We start from the raw sequence: 19471 nt of genomic DNA on the forward strand, positions 1-19471 counted from the left end.
ATTAAATGAAAAAATTATTGAAATTATTAACCATCTCTATCATTCTTTTCTGTCCAAAAATGAAAAAAGAAAATAGCGAAGAATACTACACAAAATTAAGGGAAAGAATGGTAAAAGAGCAGATTGAGGCAAGAGGAATTAAAGACCAAAGAATATTAAAAGCAATGCGGGAAGTAAAAAGACATCTCTTTGTTCCTGAGGCTTTTAGAGAAGAAAGTTATAACGATTATCCCCTACCAATCGGTGAAGGACAAACTATCTCCCAACCTTTCATTGTCGCCTTAATGACCTATCTTTTAGAACCGGAAACAAGTGATAAAGTATTGGAGATTGGCACCGGCAGTGGATATCAGGCGGCAGTTTTATCGTTATTGGTAAAAGAAGTTTATACCATTGAGATTATTGAAAAGTTGGCAAAGGAGGCAGAGAAAAGGCTTAAAGAACTTGGTTATCATAATATAAAAGTAAAATGGGGCGATGGCTTTGAAGGTTGGCAAGAATATGCTCCCTTTGATAAGATAATTATCACCTGTGCCTTACCTTATATTCCCAAGCCATTAAAAGAACAACTAAAAGAAGGCGGCAAAATTGTGGCACCAATGGAAAAAGATGGTATTCAAGTGTTATCATTATTTACTAAGAAGAAGGGAGAATTAATAGAAAAGGTCTGTGACTATGTCCGCTTTGTTCCAATGCGCGGTAGAATAGAGGTTGAACCAGAAGAAAAGTGAAAAAAGAAATTCCCCTCACCCTTGATTCAGATATTCAATATCTCAAAGGAATTGGACCAAAGAAAGCAAAACTTTTCCATAAGTTAAATGTCTATACTATTGAAGATTTATTATACCATCTTCCCTATCGCTATTGGAATTTAAAAGATATTAAAAAAATAAAAGATTGTAAAATTGATGAAGAAGTTACTATCCAAGGTAAAATTATCCTTGTTGGCGAAAGAGAATCAAAAACAAAAGGCAATATAATAGAAATTATCCTTTCGGATGGTAATGATTATTTAAAATGTCTCTGGTTTAATAGACCGGATTTAAAATATAAATTTCAAAAAGGTCAGGAATTAATTGTCTCAGGCAAGATTGATTTTTATAAACAAAAAGAGATGGTTAATCCTTATTATGAAATTCTTGACGAAAATAATAAAAATAGAAAAATTTACGCTGGTACAATCATTCCCATCTATCCTTTAACCGAAGGACTTTCTAACTGGGATGTTAGAAGAGCAATAAAACAGGCATTAGAAAAAACTTATTTCCTGATTGAAGAAGACTTACCAGAAGAAATTATCAAAAAATACTCTTTTTATCTTAAAAGAGAATCCTTTAAAAAAATCCATTTTCCGGAAGATTTAAAAGAGACCGAAAGGGCAAGAAAAAGATTAGCCTATTCGGAACTCTTCTATTTTGAACTTATTTTAGCCTTAAATAAGAAAAAGTATGAAGAATTAAAAGCCTCGCCGATTTTTAAGACCGATGGCGAATTAACCAAGAAATTTCTTAGTAATCTACCTTTCCAATTAACCCCTTCCCAAATAAAAGTCCTAAAAGAGATTGAAGAAGATTTAAGAAAAGGAAAAAGTATGACAAGACTCCTCCAAGGAGATGTTGGTAGTGGCAAAACAGTGATTGCTATTTATACCTCCTTGATTGCGATTGAAAATGGCTATCAAGTAGCGATGATGGCACCAACCGAAATCCTTGCTGAGCAACATTTCTTTAATTGGTGTAAAGAACTCTTAAAATTAAATGTAAGAAGTGCCCTATTAACCAGTAGCGTAAGTAAAAGAGAGAAAGAAAGGATATATTTAAAAATTAGTCAAGGAGAGATTGACTTGGTTTTTGGCACCCATGCCTTATTAGAAAGTGATGTCAATTTCAAGAATTTGGGATTAGTGATTGTTGATGAACAACACAGATTTGGTGTTATGCAGAGAGCCACTTTACTTGCCAAAGGTAATAATCCCCATTTCTTGGTTATGACCGCGACACCAATACCAAGAACTTTAAGTTATATTCTTTATGGTGATTTAGATATTTCAACTATACCAGAAAAACCACCAGGCAGAGGAAAGGTGATTACTAAATTGATTAGTGTCAATGCGCGAAATAGATTAATTGAGAAAATAAGAAAAGCCTGCTTAACCGGTAACCAAGTTTATTGGGTATGTCCGACAATTGAAGAGAGTGAAAAGTTGAGTTTAAGAGCAGCAACTAAGGTTTATGAAGAGATAAAAAATACCTTTCCGGATTTAAAGGTTGCCTTAATACACGGCAGAATAAAAAGTGAAGAAAGAATGAGAATAATGGAAGAGTTTAAAAAAGGAAATATCCATATTTTAGTAACCACAACCGTTATTGAAGTTGGTGTTGATATTCCTAATGCTTCAATAATGGTGATTGAACATCCGGAAAGGTTCGGTCTTGCTCAACTACACCAATTAAGAGGAAGGATTGGCAGGGGAGAAAAAGATTCTTATTGCTTTTTAATCTTACCCAATATCAACGATGAAAAAATTCTTTTAAGGTTAAGTTATTTTGTCAAAAGTGATGATGGTTTTTATCTGGCAGAAAAAGATTTAGAATTAAGAGGCCCTGGTGAATTCTTTGGCACCCGACAACACGGACTACCGGAATTTAAGATTGCCGATTTGATAAAAGATAAAGATTTACTATTAATGGCAAAAAGGGATGCCTTCAAAATAATTGAAGAAGACCCAAATTTAATAAAATTTGAAAATAGAATAGTAAAAGAGAATTTATTAAGGAAATTTGCCGACAAAGTGGAATTGGCAAGGGTAATATAAATCTTTAAGGAAGTTTAAATTCAATATAAAAGGTTTCTTCTAAGTTTTCTAATAGTGCCGATACGACGCTACCTATATTAGTTTTTCTTAAAATATAATAATTTATCTTTTTCCCTTCAATCTTAATTGGAAGAATGATTTTCCTTACCTTTCTTTCTTTAAGATTTATTTTATATATTACTGGCTGCTCCTCTTCCTTAATTAAAGCATAACCAAAACCATCTGACAATAAAAAATCCAAAATACGCCGTTTAAAATTTTTCTTATATGCTTCCACTAAATAACCCACAGGGTCTTTGGAATAAGAAATAGAAGGCGACACAAGGGAAGAATTCTCAAATAATATAATTGAATCAAGCAAGTTAAATTTTTGATTATAAATATACACTATTCCCGAATATCTATCAGTGAGATAATATTTATCTCCATAAAATTTTACAAATCCGTCGCAAAGAAAATAACCCATTTTTAATTCTTCAAACTGCTTATTTAGTCTGCCAAGAAAACAAAGGAAATTAACTTCTGAGTCATAGATGGCGAATTGATATAAATGTTCCTTATAAAACTCATTGGTAAATGGATTTTCTTCAGGTGGTATCTTTAACTCATCTAATACTTCACCTCCATAAGGCCAACCTTTTTTAAATAAAGCAAATATCAATCCAGTTTGAGGAATAACCGAGATATCAGTATGTTTAATTAGATAAGAGATGTCTAAAGGAGGCTGTTTAAATAGAAGATATTTTAATATTTTATTAGAAAAGATACTCTTTCTAATAAGACAACGAGCATTAAAATAACTTATATTTGTATCTTTTCCTTTTATATCAATCTCAATTCTTGGTAAAGAAGCACTAATAAAAATGGTAGTATCGTCATAAAATTGGGGGTTAAAATACATTGGATTTAAAACATTCATCTTTTTTAATATTACATAAATATTCTCAGGAACATTAACGAACATTCTCTCTTCTATTGAATCAGGATATAAAACATTCAACATTTTGCCAGTTATTAAATCAAAAATATAAACACTATAGGAAAGATTATCCCTTAAAGCAAGATAAGTTCCTGAAGGATTAATACTAATATAAAAAGTAGAAGAAAGCGGATGTTCTTCAGTATCATAAAGTTTTAATTTTTTTACAAATATTGGCTTATATTTTTCTCCTTTTATCTTTACTTTTTTAAGAGATATGGTTTCCCTTTTAATTTTAGGTTTTGATAAGTCAGCAATAAATTCTGAGACAGTAATTGAATCAATTTCTCCCATTAAAGAAAAAGAAGAAAGCAATTCGCCTTTAGGAAGATAAAATTTGGTAACAAAAGGAACCTCAAAAATACTGCCAGAAAAATAAAAGAATTTCAGGAATTCTTCATTTACTATTTTTTGATAATCTGCTATAAATCTTCTTCTTTCAAGATACTTTTCCGTCGCCCGTTTTTTATTAGATATTGCAAGAAGAACGATATCATTTTTTATACCCTGCTTGCGTAAATGTTGAATAAAAGAATTTATTCCTATTTCGACTCGGGCAGCCACCATCGGTGGCACCATAAATACATAAACAGTATCTGACTTATAAGGGATATTTAAATTTTTAAAAAACCTCTCAATTGATTTATTAGTTCCTTCTAATTGATACATTCGGTGAATCTGTTTTTCCCATTCTAATTTAGCAAAAAGAAAAGAAATTAAAAATAAGAAAAATAAAGTGTTAATATCTTTTCTCATTAATTTCTCCTTTTTATAAAACAATTTCAATATTTTCTATAAAAAAGGAATTCATTATTATTTTACTTTTATCTCACAATAAAAAGTCTCTTCAGGATTATCTAATAAGGCGATAAGAATAATATCTTTTTCTCTCTTATCTATAAAACAATAATTTATCTTTTCTTTCTTTAATTGGGTAGGAAGTAAATACTTTTTAACTTTATTGTTTTTAAGATTTATTTTATATAAATAAGGTTCCTCTCTTTCTTTAAGAAAAACATAACAGGTATCATTATTAATAAAGAAATCTAATATCCGACGATAAAAATTCCTATCAAAAGCTTCCAAAATATATTTCACAGGTTCTTTTTCATAATCAATATCAGGAATAGAAAGGTTTATCTCAAATACTTTTATAGAATCTAATAAATTAAAATCTTTATCATATTTATAAATTATTCCTGAAAATCCATCTGTGGTGTAATAGTTTTCATAGTAAAACTTCACTAAACCATAAAGAATAGGATAACCAATTTTTAAATCCTCAAAATATTTACTCAACCTTCCTAAAAAGCGAATAAACTTACCATCAAAATCAAAAATCCCAAATTGATATATATCTTTCTCATAAAACTCCTTTCTAAAGGGGTCCTTAGTAAAAGATATTTTTTCTAATTCAGGAAGCTCTTGTGTTATATTTTCTGCAGGAATTGGTCCTTTGCCAAAGGGCAAAAATATTAATCTTTTTTCTAATACGAAAGAGGCTTCCTTGTGATCCAAATAATAAGGAAAATAAGGAAGAGTTTCTGAATATGGAAAAGAAGTTATTTTTAAAGGTTTGTTAGAAAATATATTTTTTTCAATCAAAACCGGAGCAGGCAAATAATTCATAATCTCCTTTTTATCGTATTTAACCTCTGGAAGAGAGGCAGTAATTAAAATAGTAGATTCACTAGAAAAATAATGATTTAAATATACTCCCCTAAATATCCCTCTCAGAGAATAAAATATTTCCGAAGGCAACTTTATAAACGTCCTTTCTTCTGAAGAATCAGGATAAAGAACGTTCACAAATTTTCCTGTATTTAAATCAAAGATATAAATAAAACTTGATAAGCGATCGGTTATTGATAAATACCGTCCTGAAGGACTAATTCTCACATATAGATAATACGAAGATAAGGGATATTCTTCATTTTCTATTAACTTTATTTTCTTTGAAAATACAATTTTACTCTCTTTTTCTTTTTTCTTTTCAAAAAGTTCTTCTAAGGTTTTTCTCTCTTTTGGACGTGAAACATCTTTAATAAAATTATTCACTCTTAATGAATCTATTATGTTCATCAAACAAAAAGAAGAAATTAACTCTCCTGAAGAAACACTGAATTTAGTAAGAAAAGGAACAATCCAAGGAGGTTTCCCACTGCCAGCAATAAATTTGAAAAACTTTAAAAATTCCTCCGGTATTACTATTCCGTAATCGACAGGAAAATTCATTCTTTTAATATATTTTTTGCCTGCTTTTTTCTTAGTAGAGACGACAAAAAGGATTATATCATGTTTAATTCCTTGTTTCCGTAATAAATTAGTCGTAGGAGTGATTAAAGGTTCAATCCTAGGGGCTACACCAGGAGCAACAATAAAAACGAAAACAGTATCGGATTTATAAGAAATTTTTAAATTCTTTAAAAACCTACTCACCTCTTTCTCAGTCCCTTCAATTTGAAGCATCTGCCGACCTTTTATTTCCAAAGAAAAAGTCAATTGAAAGAGAAGCAATAATCCTACTATTTTAAAATTCAAATATTTCCTCATAGTAAAATATATAATTAATTAAAACTAAAAGTCAATAAAAGTTAATTATTCTTCTACCGGTATCAATTGAGAAATCTTTACATTTTCACCATAAATTTCTGAAATATTAGTAGGTATCGGTTCAGCAAAAGTAGCCAAGTATTTTTTACCCGCATTTTCGCCTTCCTTTATCTCTACCAATGCCTGAGAAACTTCCGAAGGCGGAGTAGGTGTAGTGTAGACAATAATAATCTCTGCACATGTATAAGGTGCTGGATAAGCGCACAAAACAATATATCCTGGACCCACGTAACTACCATAACCAATAACCCGAATCACAAGTACGTAAGCATTTAAAAAGGAAGGAATTGCCATCAACATAATCAATAAACCAAGAAATACTTTCTTCATAGTAACCTCCTTTATATTCTCCCTACATATATAAATATAGGCACGAAAAAAAAAAGTCAAGGGAAATTTTTAATTATTTGATTTTATAATTTTTAAGGTTATATATTTCTTATGAGAAAAGTTCTTTTAATTTTCTTATTTATTATTTCAATAATTTTACCATTAATCTATCTATCTCAAAATAAGGAACTCTTTTTAGTCTATGATGATAGTTATATCACTTTAACCTTTGCTAAAAATCTCTTTCAGTATAAAGGGCTTACTTTTGATGGCAGATATTTTAATGAAGGCGCTACTTCACCTTTACATATTTTTCTAATCTCCTTTTTCAACCTCTTTTTCCATAACCTACCTTTATCAAATATTCTTATTGGTATCTTTTCCTATTTTCTTTTAATCTTTTTAACTTATAAATATTACAAATTAATCTTTAACGAAAAAATCGCTCTTATCTCCTCTTTCTTAACTGCTACTACTGGTTTAATTATCTTTGATGCCTTATCAGGTTTAGAAACAATCCTTTTTATTGATTTTATTCTTTTAACCTTATATTTCTTTGAGAAGAAAAACCCACTTTTTGGTATATTTTTGGCTTTAGCAATTTATACCCGACCCGAAGGAATATTTTTAGGAGTTGCCCTTTTTGTTTATCTAATATTTAAAAGAATAAAATTAAAGGAATTATTCCCTTTTGCAATTACCTTTTTAATCCTTCTTCCCTTCTTTATTAGTAATTATAAAAATACCCATTCTTTCCTTCCCCAAACAGGAATTGCCAAGGCGCATTTCTTTGATGAGATAAATATACCATTAAAAGCAAAATTCCAACTTTTTTCTGATGGTTTAAAACTTTTCTATTACCAACTTTTATATCCTTTCAGTTTCCTCTTCTTTATCTTCCTTCCCTTTGCCAAAAGATTGTATGAAAAATATTATTATCTTATCTTTATCTTTCTTTTCTATTTAGGTTATTTTATTTTATTTCCTGGCTCAACTGGTCATTATTGGTGTCGTTATCAACATATCTTTTATCCTTTTATAATTGGTGTTATTAGTTTGGGAATAGAAAACTTTTATAAGAAGAAAATATTCTATTTCTTATTATCTTTAATTATTATTAACCAAATTCTTTCAGTAATTGATTGGTATCAGAGATATAATGACTCTATCTTGGCAACAAAAGATGTTTTATATGATATGAGTAATTATTTCAAAGAGAAGACAGAGAAAGATGCTGTCATTGCTACCCATGATGTTGGTGCCTTAAAATACTTTTCCGAAAGAGAAATCTTGGACTTGGTCGGATTAACCAATCCGGAAATGAGAAGGTTTTATAAAAATATAAAAAGAAATGAAAGGGATATAAAAGATTACGTGATAAAAAATGCCAACTATTTAGTAATGTTTGACTTCTTTAAAATCTTTCTAAACTTCTCACCAAAAGAAGATACCAATTTTATCTATTTAGGAAGAACAAAACCACTTTTTGGCTTAAACCAATATTACGAAGTTTACGGGATTTTGAAATAATTTGGTTAATATACTTTTATCAATTTTTTAATATATTCTTTTTCGGTGGTAAAAATTTTAACAAAATAAATACCAGTTTTTATTTCTTTAACCGAAATCTTTTGTCCTTTTGCCTTCTTTATTAATTTACCATTAACATCATAAATCTTAACGCTTTCTACGTTAATTGGTAAAATAAGAAAATCTGGTTTTGAAGGATTGGGAAAATATTTTATCTCAAAAGAAGATGATGATTGGCTTTCTTTTATGCTTACTTCGTCTTTTATGACAGAAATCACTGAATCTCGCGGTGTTCCACTAGCATCCACCCAAGCATGGGGAATATAAACCCTGTTTTCACGGGGATTGAGACAAAAAGGAAAAAAGGCTCCTAATCTATTAAGAGGAATGGTATCAATAACTTGACGAGTTTTTGTATCAATTATTCCAATTATTGATTGGAAAATTGGATGAATTCTCACATAACTGCAGTATATTTTTTTATTTATTGGATTATAAAATGTCTCATAAAGAGCACCACTAAAATAAATCCTATCAATTATAACGTTAGTCTCTCCGTCAATAACTGCCACATAATAATCTGCAGGAATGTAAATATTATTATATACTGTATCGTAAGAAATACTACCCCAAGAAGAAGCACCTAAGTTTATAGTCGTAATGAGAGTGTCTTTTTCGGCATCAATTATTTCCACAACTGGGTCATATATATGGGAAACATAGATTTTTTTTATTTTTAAAATTATAACCAATCCCTCCGGGACGAGATGCCACCGGAATTACTTTAATCACACTATCTATATCACTGGAAATTACTGAAACTGTTCCATCCCAAGTATTAAAACAATAGATTTTATTAAATTGGAAAGCAATACAACCTTTCACAGGACCATCGCCAATTCCATATTGAATTATCTTAATCAAACTATCCCTTTCGCCATCAAAGACTGTTACATCATTAGCATCACAATTAAAACAATAAATTTTATTATTTATTGGATTGTAAAGTAATCTACCACCTGAAGAAGGGTTTAATATTTTTAAAATTATTTGATTGGTGGCACCATCAATAACTACAATTGAGTCTTGTGAGGAACCGGATACACAATATATTTTATTATTTTGAGAATTATACACAATTTCGCCAAAGGGATTATTTACAAAAATTGTGTCAATCACTTGATTTGTAGCAGCATCAATAATTGAAATACTTGAGCCTCTTCTATTCAATGAATAAACTTTATGATTAATTGGATTATAGCAAACACTAGTTGGATTTTTCCCAACAACAATTTGGGTTTCTAACCATTGATTAAAAATTAAAAATGCAATAAAAGTTACCATTTTAATTATTATTTAAAAATTGGGCAGGCTTTTGCCCGCCTGCCAGAGGCTCCTTTTATAAATTACCAATTTGCAAAAACAACAAGGAAATAATTGCATATCCAATATTTATTTTACAATCATATCCAAATAAGTAATTTCCCGTTTACATCTCTCCAGCAACGATATGTTATAAAACCGGACGCCAACATACTCAATAACCACTTGTACCTTCAACTCTTTTTCCTTTTCTCCAAATCAACCATTTAATTAAACTCTTCATTGTCTCCTCCTTTTTATTTTATGGTTTTTTAAAAATAATTTCAATATCTCCATTATCAGCTCCCTACATATATAAATATAGGCACAAAAAAAAGTCAAGGGGAATTTTTGGCTCTTTTAACTTTAAAAATTCGCTATAAATCCAACCTATTTTAAAGTAATAAAAGCAACCGATTTATAAGTTCTTAATTTTCAATAACTTAAATCAATTTTCCAGTTTCCTGTATGGAAACTTTTTATTTTGCCCAAAAATTAGGTAAGTATTTGAAATTTAAAGATTTAAATCAATTCTACCTTGTGGATAGGGGGCTATATAGTATATAGCCTTGGAGACCGCCTTGGATTTGGTTTTTTTGAGACTTTATTGTAAATTTTTCTATAATTTTACTTTTAGATTATTTAAAATTTTTTGGTTGAGAAATTTGTTGTTAATTTAAAAAGTGTTATTTATGATGGAAAAGTAGTTATCCTAAAAAAAAAAGGTAGTTTAAGATTATTTCTTAACAATCAATAAAAGAAAATAAGATAACCTATTTGGCAGACTTTTCTGATATTTTCTTTGATTGTTTTAATACTCAATAACTTGATTTTTCTTTTCTTCTCTCTATAATTGAGTATGGCAAAAGAATTGGTTAATTTAGTTTTGGATTATTTAAAAACTTTAAATGTTTCTTATGGTGATGTCCGATTGGTAAGAATTCAAGAAGAAGTAATTCGTCAAGAAAATGGCAAGGTAAATCTAATAAGACAGGAAGAGGATTTAGGGATTGGTATTCGGGTTATTAAAGATGGTGCCTGGGGGTTTGCGGCAACTGCTCTTTTGACAAAAGAAGAGGTAATGAAAACAGCAAAACTTGCCTGTCAAATTGCCGAATCTTCTGCCAAGTTAAAAAAAGAAGATGTTAGATTAAGTGAGATTACACCAGTAAAAGATACCTATCAAACACCAATTGAGATTGACCCATTTTCGGTCTCTTTGGAAGAGAAGATTAATCTCTTAATGGAGTGTGATGAGATAATGAAAAAGGTGAAAGGGTTAAGAAAACGGGAAGGAGAGTTATATTTTTATAAGAAGTATCAAATCTTTGCTTCAACAGAAGATAGTTTTATTGAACAGACAATCTATCATACCGGTGGTTATATTTTGGCTGAAGCAGTAAAAGGGACGGTTACTGGTTCTCGTTCTTATCCTGGAATGATTGGCGGTCATTATAAGGCAAAGGGGTATGAATTTATTAAAGAATTAAAATTGAAAGAAAATTGTGAACGGGTAGCAGAAGAGGCAGTTGCTTTAACAAAAGCAAGAGAATGTCCTAATATGGAAACTGATATTATTCTTGATGGCACAATGGTTGCTATTCAAGTGCATGAAACAGTTGGTCATCCGACAGAACTTGACCGGGTTTTAGGAACCGAAGTATCCTTGGCAGGAACAAGTCATTTGACAATTGATAAGTTAAATAAATTCCAATTTGCCAGTGAAATTGTTAGTATAACGGCAGATGCAACGATCCCCGGTGGTTTAGGGACTTTTGGTTATGATGATGAAGGGGTAAAGGCACAAAAGGTTTTTCTAATAAAAGATGGAATTTTCTGCGGTTATTTGACATCAAGGGAAACTGCGGTTGTTTTAAATCAAACCAGTAATGGTACAATGCGGGCTGATTCTTGGAAATCCATTCCCTTAATTAGAATGACAAATATTAATCTCTTACCAGGAACTTGGGAATTGGAAGACTTATTTGCTGATACCAAAGAAGGGGTATATTTTGAATCGGCGGGCTCACCAAGTATTGATGATAAAAGGTTAAATTATCATATCTCGTCAGAAATTGGTTGGATTATCAAAAATGGCAAAAAGACCGAAATGATAAGAAGACCTTCTTTTTCGGCTATTTCTTATGAACTTTGGCGGAAATGTGATGCGATTTGTAATGAGAAATATTGGGAAGTTTGGGGAGTGCCTAATTGTGGCAAAGGAGACCCAACTCAAGTAATGCATGTTGGTCACGGTGCAAGCCCAGCAAGATTTCGCAAAGTAAAAATTGGAGGTTAATATGTTGAAAAAAGAACAGGTAAATGAGATTATTAAGATTGCTAAAAAATATTTAAAAGGTTTAGAATGGGAAATTGGTATCGATTCAACAAATACGGGCACTACCCGTTTTGCCAATTCAATTATCCATCAGAATATGGGTGTCCATCGTCCTTTTATGTGGGTAAGAATAATAAATAAGAAGAGAATCGGAAGTTCCACCACCACTGATTTGAGTGAAGAAGGAATTAAAAATCTTATCGAAAGGGCAATAAATTTAAGTAAAAGTAAATACGCACCAAAATTAGAAACCTCTTTACCTAAGAAAACTAAAATAGAAAAAGTGAGCAAGAAAATCGTTATCTCGCCAAAAGAACGGGAAGAAGCAGTAGCAAAAATTGTTCAGGTCTGTAAGAAAAATAATCTAAATGCCTTTGGCGTTATCCACACAATAAATAGTTCTTTAGCAATTTTTAATAGCAATGGTGTTAACAATTATGCTCTTTTAAATTGGACATACACAACAATTACCGCAATGAACGAAAGTGCTTCGGGTTTTTCCTTTGCTATTGAGAAAGATTTTCATAAGATTGACTTTAAAGAATTGGCAAATATTGCGTGTGAAAAGGCACTAATGGCAAAAAATCCGAAAGATATCGAACCGGGAAAATATACTGTCTTCTTAGAGGAACCAGCCGTTGCTGAAATAATCTCTTTCCTTGCTTGGTTAGAATTTGGGGCTAAAAGATTTTACGAAAAGACTTCTCTGATTTCTAAAAAGATTGGCAAGAAGATAACCGGTAAAAATGTCACTATTTATGATGACTGGACAAATAAATTAACTTTGGGTATTCCTTTTGATTTTGAAGGTGTAAAAAGAAATAAGGTTATCTTGATTAAGAATGGAATTGCCAAAGGAGTAGTTACCGATTCTTATTTTGCTAAAAAATTAAAGATGAAAAATACTGGCCATTCTTTAATGCAACCAGCACCTTGGGGACCTTTTCCATTAAATTTGGTATTTGAGAAGGGAGATAAGAAAAAAGAAGAAATGCTAAAAAGCATTGATAAAGGAATCTATGTAACAAGATTCTGGTACACAAGGGTTGTTGACCCAGATAGAACTTTGATTACCGGAATGACGAGAGACGGAACTTATTTTATTGAAAAGGGTAAAATTGCTTATCCGATAAAAAATATGAGATTTCTTATTAATATCTATGAGACCTTAGAGAATGTAAAAATGATATCAAAAGAGCAGAAATATTATGGTGAAGAACTCTTCGGTGTGGTTGCACCTGCATTAGTAATTGAAAATTTCAATTTCCAAAGCAAGACTGAATATTGAACATATTTTTAAAATCAATAATTTATTTAGTTTTGTTTTCTTTCTTACATTTTATCTATGATTTAACCAATTTAGATTTTCTTAAACCAATCTCGGGAATTAACGAATCAGTATATCAACATCTCAAAATGGCTTTCTTTGCTTATTTCTTTGTTTCCATAATTGAGTATTTGATAATTAAAAAGAAGATAGCAAAAAGAGATAGTTTTTGGTATTCCCGATTACTATCAACCAATATTATTCCTTGGCTTACTTTTTCTGTTTGGTATTTAGTGCCGGCAACGATTGGAAAATTGAAATCAGCAACCATAGAAATAATTTGGGCAATTTTGGCAACCTATATCTCTGGACTTTTTACTATCCTTATCGAAAGAGACACAGAAAACTTAACTTTCTCTATCCGTTTTAAGATAATTATTCTTATCCTCTTTTTCGTATCCCTTTTTCTATTTGTCAAATTTACCTATTCTTTACCTTGGATTGACCTTTTTGTAAATCCGGAAACTTTATAAATTTATTTCTTTTTGGAAAAAATATAATATAAAACTGGAATAAAAATTAAAGTTAAGATAGTTGAAAATAAAAGACCACCAATCACACTTATTCCTAAGGGCGACCATAATTCGCTTCCTTCTCCTAATTTTAATGCCAAAGGTAATAAACCAAAAATCGTTGTTAAGGCGGTCATCAAAATGGGTCTTAATCTTACTTGGCAACCTTTAATCACTGCCTCTTTTAAAGACATCCCTTCTTTTCTTATCAATTGATTTACATAATCAACATAGACAATTCCATTATTAACGACAATGCCAACTAAAACTAAAACACCAATACCGGAAATTAAAGAGAAGGTTGTATTGGTGATAAAAAGTATAAAAATAACGCCGATAATTGCCAAAGGAACAGTAAACATAATCACAAAGGGATATAAAAAGGATTCAAACTGGGCAGACATTATCATATAAACTAAAATTATTGCAATCAAAATGGCAAAAAATAAATCTCGATAAGATTTTACCATTTCTTCATAGGCACCGGTAATTTTTATTGAGAAGCCAATTGGCTTATCTAATTTATCAATAATATTTTTTACCTTCATTGCTACCCTGCCTAATGATTGACCAACAACATTACCCGTAATTGTTGCTACCCTTTGGGTATTTTTATGTTCAATTACCCCTGGCGCCTTTGCCAATCTTATTTCAGCAATATCCTTTAATAAAACTTGACCAAATTGACTATTAACAAAGATATTCTCAATGTTTCTTATATCATCAATATCTTCCCTCTTTAACTTCAAAATTATCTCGTATTCCTTTCCACCTGTGCGATATTTGGTTGCTACTTCGCCAACCATCTTTGTCCTCAAAGCATAACCAATTTGATAAGGGGTTAAACCGTATAAAATTGCCTTATTTCTATCAACAACAAATTGAATTTCTGGTTCTGCCTCTTCCAAACTACCTTTTAGGTCTACTAAATAAGGTATTGTCTCAATAGCACTTATTATTTTTTTTGTTAATTCTCGGGCATTTTCTAAATCATCACCATAAATCTCAATATTTAAATTACTTCCGCCCATACCAGCAAATTGGACATAACCTCTCGTGGAAGCAACCCTAACTTTTAAGCCTGGTATCTCTTTTGCCTTTTTTCTAATATCTTCTTCCAGTTCTTTTATCCTTCCTTTCTTCTCTCTTTTTAATACCAAAGTAATTACGCCGCTGCTTGTCTTTATATCCTGGGCGATTGTTTGATAGATAGAAGCCGCACCACCAATTTGGGTAACAATACCATCTAAATCATTTTCATATTTTTCCATAATATATTTCTCTAATTCACTTATCGCCTTATCAGCAGTGTAAAGATTTGTGCCAATGGGCATTTCGGCATTCACTTCTAATCTTCTAATCTGCTGCTCAGGAAAGAATTCAAAACCAATTACTGCTAAAAGAGAAAGGGAGAGAATAAATAATCCCAAAATAAAAAGAACTATCAATTTTCTATGCTCTAAGGCATATTTAATAATCTTCATATAAAAATTTTCCAATCTTTCGTAGGTATCCTTAAAGAATTTTTTAATTCCTCTTTCTTCCTTTTCTTCCCATCTAAAAAATTTACTTGTTAACAAGGGAATTAATGTCAAGGCAACAACCAAAGAGGATAATAAGGCAAAAGTAACGGTTAAAGAAAGTTCCTTAAAGAATACTGATAAAATGCCCGTAATAAATAACAAAGGTAAAAAGACACCAATTGTTGTCAAGGTAGAAGCGGTAACCGCTGTCCCAACCACCTCGGTTCCTTTTTGGGAAGCCATAATCGGTTCGTAACCAAGTTCGTGATGGCGATAAATACTTTCAAAAACGACAATGCTACAATCAACAAGCATTCCAACAGCAATTGCCAAGCCAGAGATAGATAAAATATTTATTGAAAAGCCAAAGAGATACATAAAGAATAAGGCAAAAAATAGAGAAAGGGGAATAGCAAAGGCAACATAAATTGTTGCCCTTAATCTTCTTAAAAAGAGAAAGAGAATAAAAACTGCCAAAACTGCTCCTAATAATAGATTGTTAACCAAATTATTTATTGACCTTTTTATCAACTCGGAAGTATCAAAGACAATTAAAAAATTTATATTTTCCGGCAGTTCTTTTTGAATTTTTCCTACCTCTTTTCTTAAATTATTAGCCACCGCTACCGTATTTGCCTGAGGCTTTTTCTGGACAGCAAAAAAGATACAATCTTTTCCTTTAAAACGAACATAATTCTCCTTCTCTTCTTTTTCCCAATTAATTTCACAAATATCTTTTAAAAATATTGGTTGATTATTCTTATAACCAATAATTAAATTTTCAATATCTCTTAAATCATTAAAACGACCAACTACCCTTAAAAGATATTTCTCATTTTGATAATTGAAATAACCAATTGGAAAATTAAGATTCTGTGCCTTTAAAGTCATTATTAAATTATCTAAAGTAATTCCCGTTTGATATAATGCCTTTGGATTGATAAATAATTTCACCTGTTCTTCCACACCACCTATTCTAATAACTGTTCCAACTCCGGAAACCCTTTGGAGACGAGCCTCTAAATCTTCCGCTATTCTTGTTAAAGTAGCCTCATCAACATCGCCAATTAGTGCCAAATTCATTACTGGTATCATTGAAGGGTCAAATTTTAAGATATAAGGTTTATTAACCTCTTTTGGTAATTGGGGTAAAATTAAATCTAATTTATCCCGAATGTCATTGGTTGCCGCATCTAAATCAATTCCCCAATCAAAGGTAACAGTAATCACTGAAAAATTCTCCATTGAGCGAGAAGCAATCTCTTTTACTCCGCTAACCGTACTAATCTGTTTCTCCAATTCTTTTGTTACCTCTTGCTCTACTTCTTCCGGACCAGCACCAGGATATAAAGTTGCCACAACCGCAACTGGTAGTTCTACCTTGGGAAATAAATCAATTGGCATCCTTAAAACACCGATTATTCCGAATAAAATAAAGGCAAGGGCAACCATAAAAGTTAATATTGGTCTTCTGATTGCTATCTCAGTTATTTTCATATTAACTCCTTATTTAATAATCTGAAATCTTACTTTACTTCCTTCCTTTACATATTCCTTACCCAAAGTTATTACTTTTTCTCCTTCTTTTACTCCTTCTAATATCTCAATTTTTTCATCACCAATCAAACCAACTTTTACATTTCTCTTTTCTACTGTTGAATCATCTTTTACTACATAAAGAGAAGAGTAATCGTTTAAGAAGAATGCGGTTGGTAAAACTGTCAAAACATCTTTTTTCTCATCAATTATTAAATAAACATCACAAGGCATACCCACTCTTAAATCTTTATTTTCCTTTAAATAGATTTCCACTTCTGCGCCTCTGGTCAATGGGTCAATCATCGGGCTAAATTTTTCTAAATAACCTTCATATCTTTTATTATCAAAAATAAGATAGCAAGCCATTCTCTTTTTTAAATAAGATAAATCCTTTTCTGAAACCTTTGCCTTTACCCTTAATTTTTTATCAGAAAATACCAGAGCAACTGGTGTTCCTACATTTACCATTTGAGCAATCTCAACATAGATTTTACCAACTTTTCCATTAATTGGTGAAAGGACTGGTCCTGGTTGATATTCGGCACCGGGGATATCGTTTAAAATATACATAATAGTATCATTAATTTTTACAACATCTCCCTCTTTTTTATTAATCTTTAAAACCTTGCCCATTATCTTGGAAACAACAATCACCTCTTCTTCGCCACAAATCCGACCGAAAAGTTTTACTGTTTTAATACAATTACCTTTTTCAACAATTTGAACACCGACCGTTGGTAATTCTTTCTCTTTAACTACCTTTTTCTGCCGACAAGAAAGAATATTTAAGAAAAGAAAGATAAATAAAACCTGCCAATTAATTAATCTCTTTACCGACCACATAATCCAACTCCTTTTTATTAATAATATTATCTATTAAACTTTTTAAATTTGTTAATTTTGCTTCCCTTAATTTCAATTCGGTATCAAGATATTCTAAATTGCTCACCTTACCCATTTTAAAGCCTTCTTCGGCTTCTTTTAACGCCTCTTGGGCAATCTTTACTTGATTAGAACTTATCCGAAAATTATCATAACTTGTGAGATATTTAAAATATATCTGCCTTACCTCATTTTTTATCAATTCTTTATTCCAATTATAATAAAAATCAACCTCTTTTAATTTATGTTCTAAGGATTTCACTTTTGTATAATCACTACCGCCAAGACTTAATGGCAAATTTATCGCCAAAGTAAAATTCCAACTTCCTTTCCATTTATCTTCAAAATAAGAATAGGGCTTTTTATAATCATAATTATAGGAACTGATAATATTAGGCAAGAACGAACTTCTTTGGACTTTAATAGAATTTTCAATAATCTTTTTGGTTAAAATAAGTGTTTTTAACTCCTTTCTCTCTTTTTCGGCAACCAAAATTAAACTATCCAGTTTTTTTTCTTCCTTTTCTAAAACCAATCTCTCTTTTTCCCATTCCTCAATAAAAGAATCAACTAATACAATTTCATCTTCTTCTTTTAAACCTAAAAATAATTTAAAATTACTAAGTAATAGACTTTCCTGCTGAGCAATTTGGGAAATATTCACTTCTAAACCTTCTAAAACCGATTGGGTTTTTAATAAATCCAACTTTGATAATAAACCATTCTGATAAAGAGTAGAACAGGCTTGAAAATGTCTCTTCAACTGTTCATAAGAAGCCAAAAGCAACTCTTTTTGCTTTCTCAAGAGAAATAAATTGTAGAACATATTAATAACCTGTTTTTTTATCGTATTTAAAGTTAATGAATAACTCTCCTTTTCAATAAGTTCGTTTAATTGGGCAATTTTATAACCTCTTAAAATCTTAAAGAAAGTAAAAATTGGTTGATTTAAACTTAACCGAAAGAGATAATTATTCTTACTACCAAAAGGAATTGATTCAATTTGGTAACCAGTAATCACCGGAATTGATTCGGTTAATCCGATAAAATTACCAAAGATATCATAAACCGGAAAGGGATATTTCCCAAAAATTGGTGTTCCAGAAACAAAATAAGGCACTTGGTCTAAACGGGTATAAGCAAAAGAGAGATTTGCCTGTGGGAAAAAGTTAGCCAAGGAAGTTAATTTATCAAAATATTTCTGCCGTAATTTTTCATTACTTGCTTTTAATAATAAACAATTCTCCACCGCCAAAGAACAGGCTTTTTCATAATTAATTACCAAGGTCTCACTGTAAATAATTGAGAACAAAATAAATATCAAAAACTTTCTCATTTCTCAACTCCTTTTAAAAATATTTCTTTAAGATTTTTTCCCTCTTCCTTAATATTAAAAGATGGAAAAAGTAAAGTTGTTTGCAAAAGATGAAGAAAAATTACACTTAACAATTTACTATCATAATTCTTAAATTCCCTTTTTTTAATCCCTTCTTGAAAAATCTCCTTAACCAAAAGAAAAATCTTTCTTATCTTCGGATGAATCTTTTTTCTTAAAAGAAGAATAATTTTTGGTGAGATATTAATATTTTCTAAAGTAAGAAAACTGGAAAAACCTTTTGCCTTTTTAATCTTAGAAAACCATTCGTCAAAAATCAAAGAGATTTTCTCTTTCGCACTAATCGGCATATCTTTTACCCTTTCTAATATCTCTATCCCCATTT

The 19471-nt window shown here is 30.7% G+C and carries 15 protein-coding genes; 6 read left to right on the forward strand and 9 right to left on the reverse strand.

From position 1 onward, the window contains the following. Positions 1-5: 5 nt before the first annotated feature. Together ABIK75_05250 and recG are read left to right on the forward strand one after the other, a co-directional pair. Positions 6-731 (forward strand): protein-L-isoaspartate(D-aspartate) O-methyltransferase, encoded by a 726-nt coding sequence (locus ABIK75_05250; protein ID MEO0090493.1) that lies wholly within the window; start codon positions 6-8, stop codon positions 729-731. Continuing rightward, positions 728-2815 (forward strand): ATP-dependent DNA helicase RecG, encoded by a 2088-nt coding sequence (gene recG, locus ABIK75_05255; protein ID MEO0090494.1) that lies wholly within the window; start codon positions 728-730, stop codon positions 2813-2815. Before ABIK75_05250 ends, recG begins: the two co-directional genes overlap by 4 nt. A 4-nt stretch (positions 2816-2819) precedes the next feature. Here the strand turns inward: recG and ABIK75_05260 are convergent, their stop codons facing one another. Genes ABIK75_05260 through ABIK75_05270 form a run of 3 tightly spaced genes read right to left on the reverse strand, consistent with a single transcriptional unit; the run spans position 2820 to position 6737 of the window. Next, complete coding sequence (locus tag ABIK75_05260; GenBank protein MEO0090495.1) at positions 2820-4550, reverse strand: hypothetical protein; 1731 nt, start codon at positions 4548-4550, stop codon at positions 2820-2822. Positions 4551-4607: 57 nt separating this feature from the next. After that, positions 4608-6347, reverse strand: a complete 1740-nt coding sequence (locus ABIK75_05265; GenBank protein ID MEO0090496.1) for a hypothetical protein — start codon at positions 6345-6347, stop codon at positions 4608-4610. A 45-nt stretch (positions 6348-6392) separates the two neighbouring features. Then, positions 6393-6737: a hypothetical protein gene (locus ABIK75_05270; protein MEO0090497.1), complete on the reverse strand. Its 345-nt coding sequence runs from the start codon at positions 6735-6737 to the stop codon at positions 6393-6395. 111 nt (positions 6738-6848) lie between these two features. Between ABIK75_05270 and ABIK75_05275 the strand changes: the two genes are divergently transcribed. Further along, on the forward strand, positions 6849-8267 hold the full coding sequence (locus ABIK75_05275; protein ID MEO0090498.1) for a glycosyltransferase family 39 protein: 1419 nt from the start codon (positions 6849-6851) through the stop codon (positions 8265-8267). Positions 8268-8272: 5 nt separating this feature from the next. On the opposite strand, the gene ABIK75_05280 is transcribed toward ABIK75_05275, so the two are convergent. Together ABIK75_05280 and ABIK75_05285 are read right to left on the reverse strand one after the other, a co-directional pair. Further along, complete coding sequence (locus ABIK75_05280) at positions 8273-9019, reverse strand: T9SS type A sorting domain-containing protein (protein MEO0090499.1); 747 nt, start codon at positions 9017-9019, stop codon at positions 8273-8275. Beyond that, positions 8970-9611, reverse strand: coding sequence for a YncE family protein (locus tag ABIK75_05285; protein ID MEO0090500.1), 642 nt, complete (start codon positions 9609-9611; stop codon positions 8970-8972). Before ABIK75_05285 ends, ABIK75_05280 begins: the two co-directional genes overlap by 50 nt. 877 nt (positions 9612-10488) lie before the next feature. Between ABIK75_05285 and ABIK75_05290 the strand changes: the two genes are divergently transcribed. From ABIK75_05290 to ABIK75_05300, 3 genes are read left to right on the forward strand one after another with little or no spacing between them, the layout of a single operon-like run. Continuing rightward, complete coding sequence (locus ABIK75_05290) at positions 10489-11928, forward strand: TldD/PmbA family protein (protein MEO0090501.1); 1440 nt, start codon at positions 10489-10491, stop codon at positions 11926-11928. A 1-nt stretch (position 11929) separates the two neighbouring features. Continuing rightward, entirely contained in the window at positions 11930-13255 is a 1326-nt protein-coding gene (locus ABIK75_05295) for a TldD/PmbA family protein (protein MEO0090502.1), read from the forward strand. After that, positions 13252-13767, forward strand: a complete 516-nt coding sequence (locus ABIK75_05300) for a DUF6512 family protein (GenBank protein ID MEO0090503.1) — start codon at positions 13252-13254, stop codon at positions 13765-13767. The genes ABIK75_05295 and ABIK75_05300 overlap by 4 nt, the downstream gene beginning before the upstream one ends. A 2-nt stretch (positions 13768-13769) precedes the next feature. Here ABIK75_05300 and ABIK75_05305 read toward each other — a convergent pair whose 3' ends face one another. The 4 genes from ABIK75_05305 to ABIK75_05320 form a co-directional block, all read right to left on the reverse strand. After that, a complete protein-coding gene (locus tag ABIK75_05305; protein MEO0090504.1) occupies positions 13770-16826 on the reverse strand; it encodes an efflux RND transporter permease subunit in 3057 nt (1018 codons plus the stop codon). A gap of 9 nt (positions 16827-16835) precedes the next feature. Next, positions 16836-17711: an efflux RND transporter periplasmic adaptor subunit gene (locus ABIK75_05310; GenBank protein MEO0090505.1), complete on the reverse strand. Its 876-nt coding sequence runs from the start codon at positions 17709-17711 to the stop codon at positions 16836-16838. Beyond that, a complete protein-coding gene (locus tag ABIK75_05315; GenBank protein ID MEO0090506.1) occupies positions 17686-19086 on the reverse strand; it encodes a TolC family protein in 1401 nt (466 codons plus the stop codon). Before ABIK75_05315 ends, ABIK75_05310 begins: the two co-directional genes overlap by 26 nt. Then, the coding region (locus ABIK75_05320; GenBank protein ID MEO0090507.1) for a hypothetical protein at positions 19083-19471 on the reverse strand (389 nt) is incomplete at its 5' end. The genes ABIK75_05320 and ABIK75_05315, both read right to left, overlap by 4 nt.

It is taken from the genome of candidate division WOR-3 bacterium, from assembly GCA_039801725.1.
Classification (GTDB): domain Bacteria; phylum Hydrothermota; class Tepidihabitantia; order Tepidihabitantales; family DTDR01; genus DTDR01.

Coding starts and splice junctions, on each gene's coding strand:
- ABIK75_05250 (MEO0090493.1), top strand. CDS start 6: ATGAAAAAATTATTGAAATTATTAACCATCTCTATCATTCTTTTCTGT.
- ABIK75_05295 (MEO0090502.1), top strand. CDS start 11,930: ATGTTGAAAAAAGAACAGGTAAATGAGATTATTAAGATTGCTAAAAAA.
- ABIK75_05285 (MEO0090500.1), bottom strand. CDS start 9,611: ATGGTAACTTTTATTGCATTTTTAATTTTTAATCAATGGTTAGAAACC.
- ABIK75_05275 (MEO0090498.1), top strand. CDS start 6,849: ATGAGAAAAGTTCTTTTAATTTTCTTATTTATTATTTCAATAATTTTA.
- ABIK75_05310 (MEO0090505.1), bottom strand. CDS start 17,711: ATGTGGTCGGTAAAGAGATTAATTAATTGGCAGGTTTTATTTATCTTT.
- ABIK75_05315 (MEO0090506.1), bottom strand. CDS start 19,086: ATGAGAAAGTTTTTGATATTTATTTTGTTCTCAATTATTTACAGTGAG.
- ABIK75_05290 (MEO0090501.1), top strand. CDS start 10,489: ATGGCAAAAGAATTGGTTAATTTAGTTTTGGATTATTTAAAAACTTTA.
- ABIK75_05305 (MEO0090504.1), bottom strand. CDS start 16,826: ATGAAAATAACTGAGATAGCAATCAGAAGACCAATATTAACTTTTATG.
- ABIK75_05260 (MEO0090495.1), bottom strand. CDS start 4,550: ATGAGAAAAGATATTAACACTTTATTTTTCTTATTTTTAATTTCTTTT.
- ABIK75_05265 (MEO0090496.1), bottom strand. CDS start 6,347: ATGAGGAAATATTTGAATTTTAAAATAGTAGGATTATTGCTTCTCTTT.
- ABIK75_05270 (MEO0090497.1), bottom strand. CDS start 6,737: ATGAAGAAAGTATTTCTTGGTTTATTGATTATGTTGATGGCAATTCCT.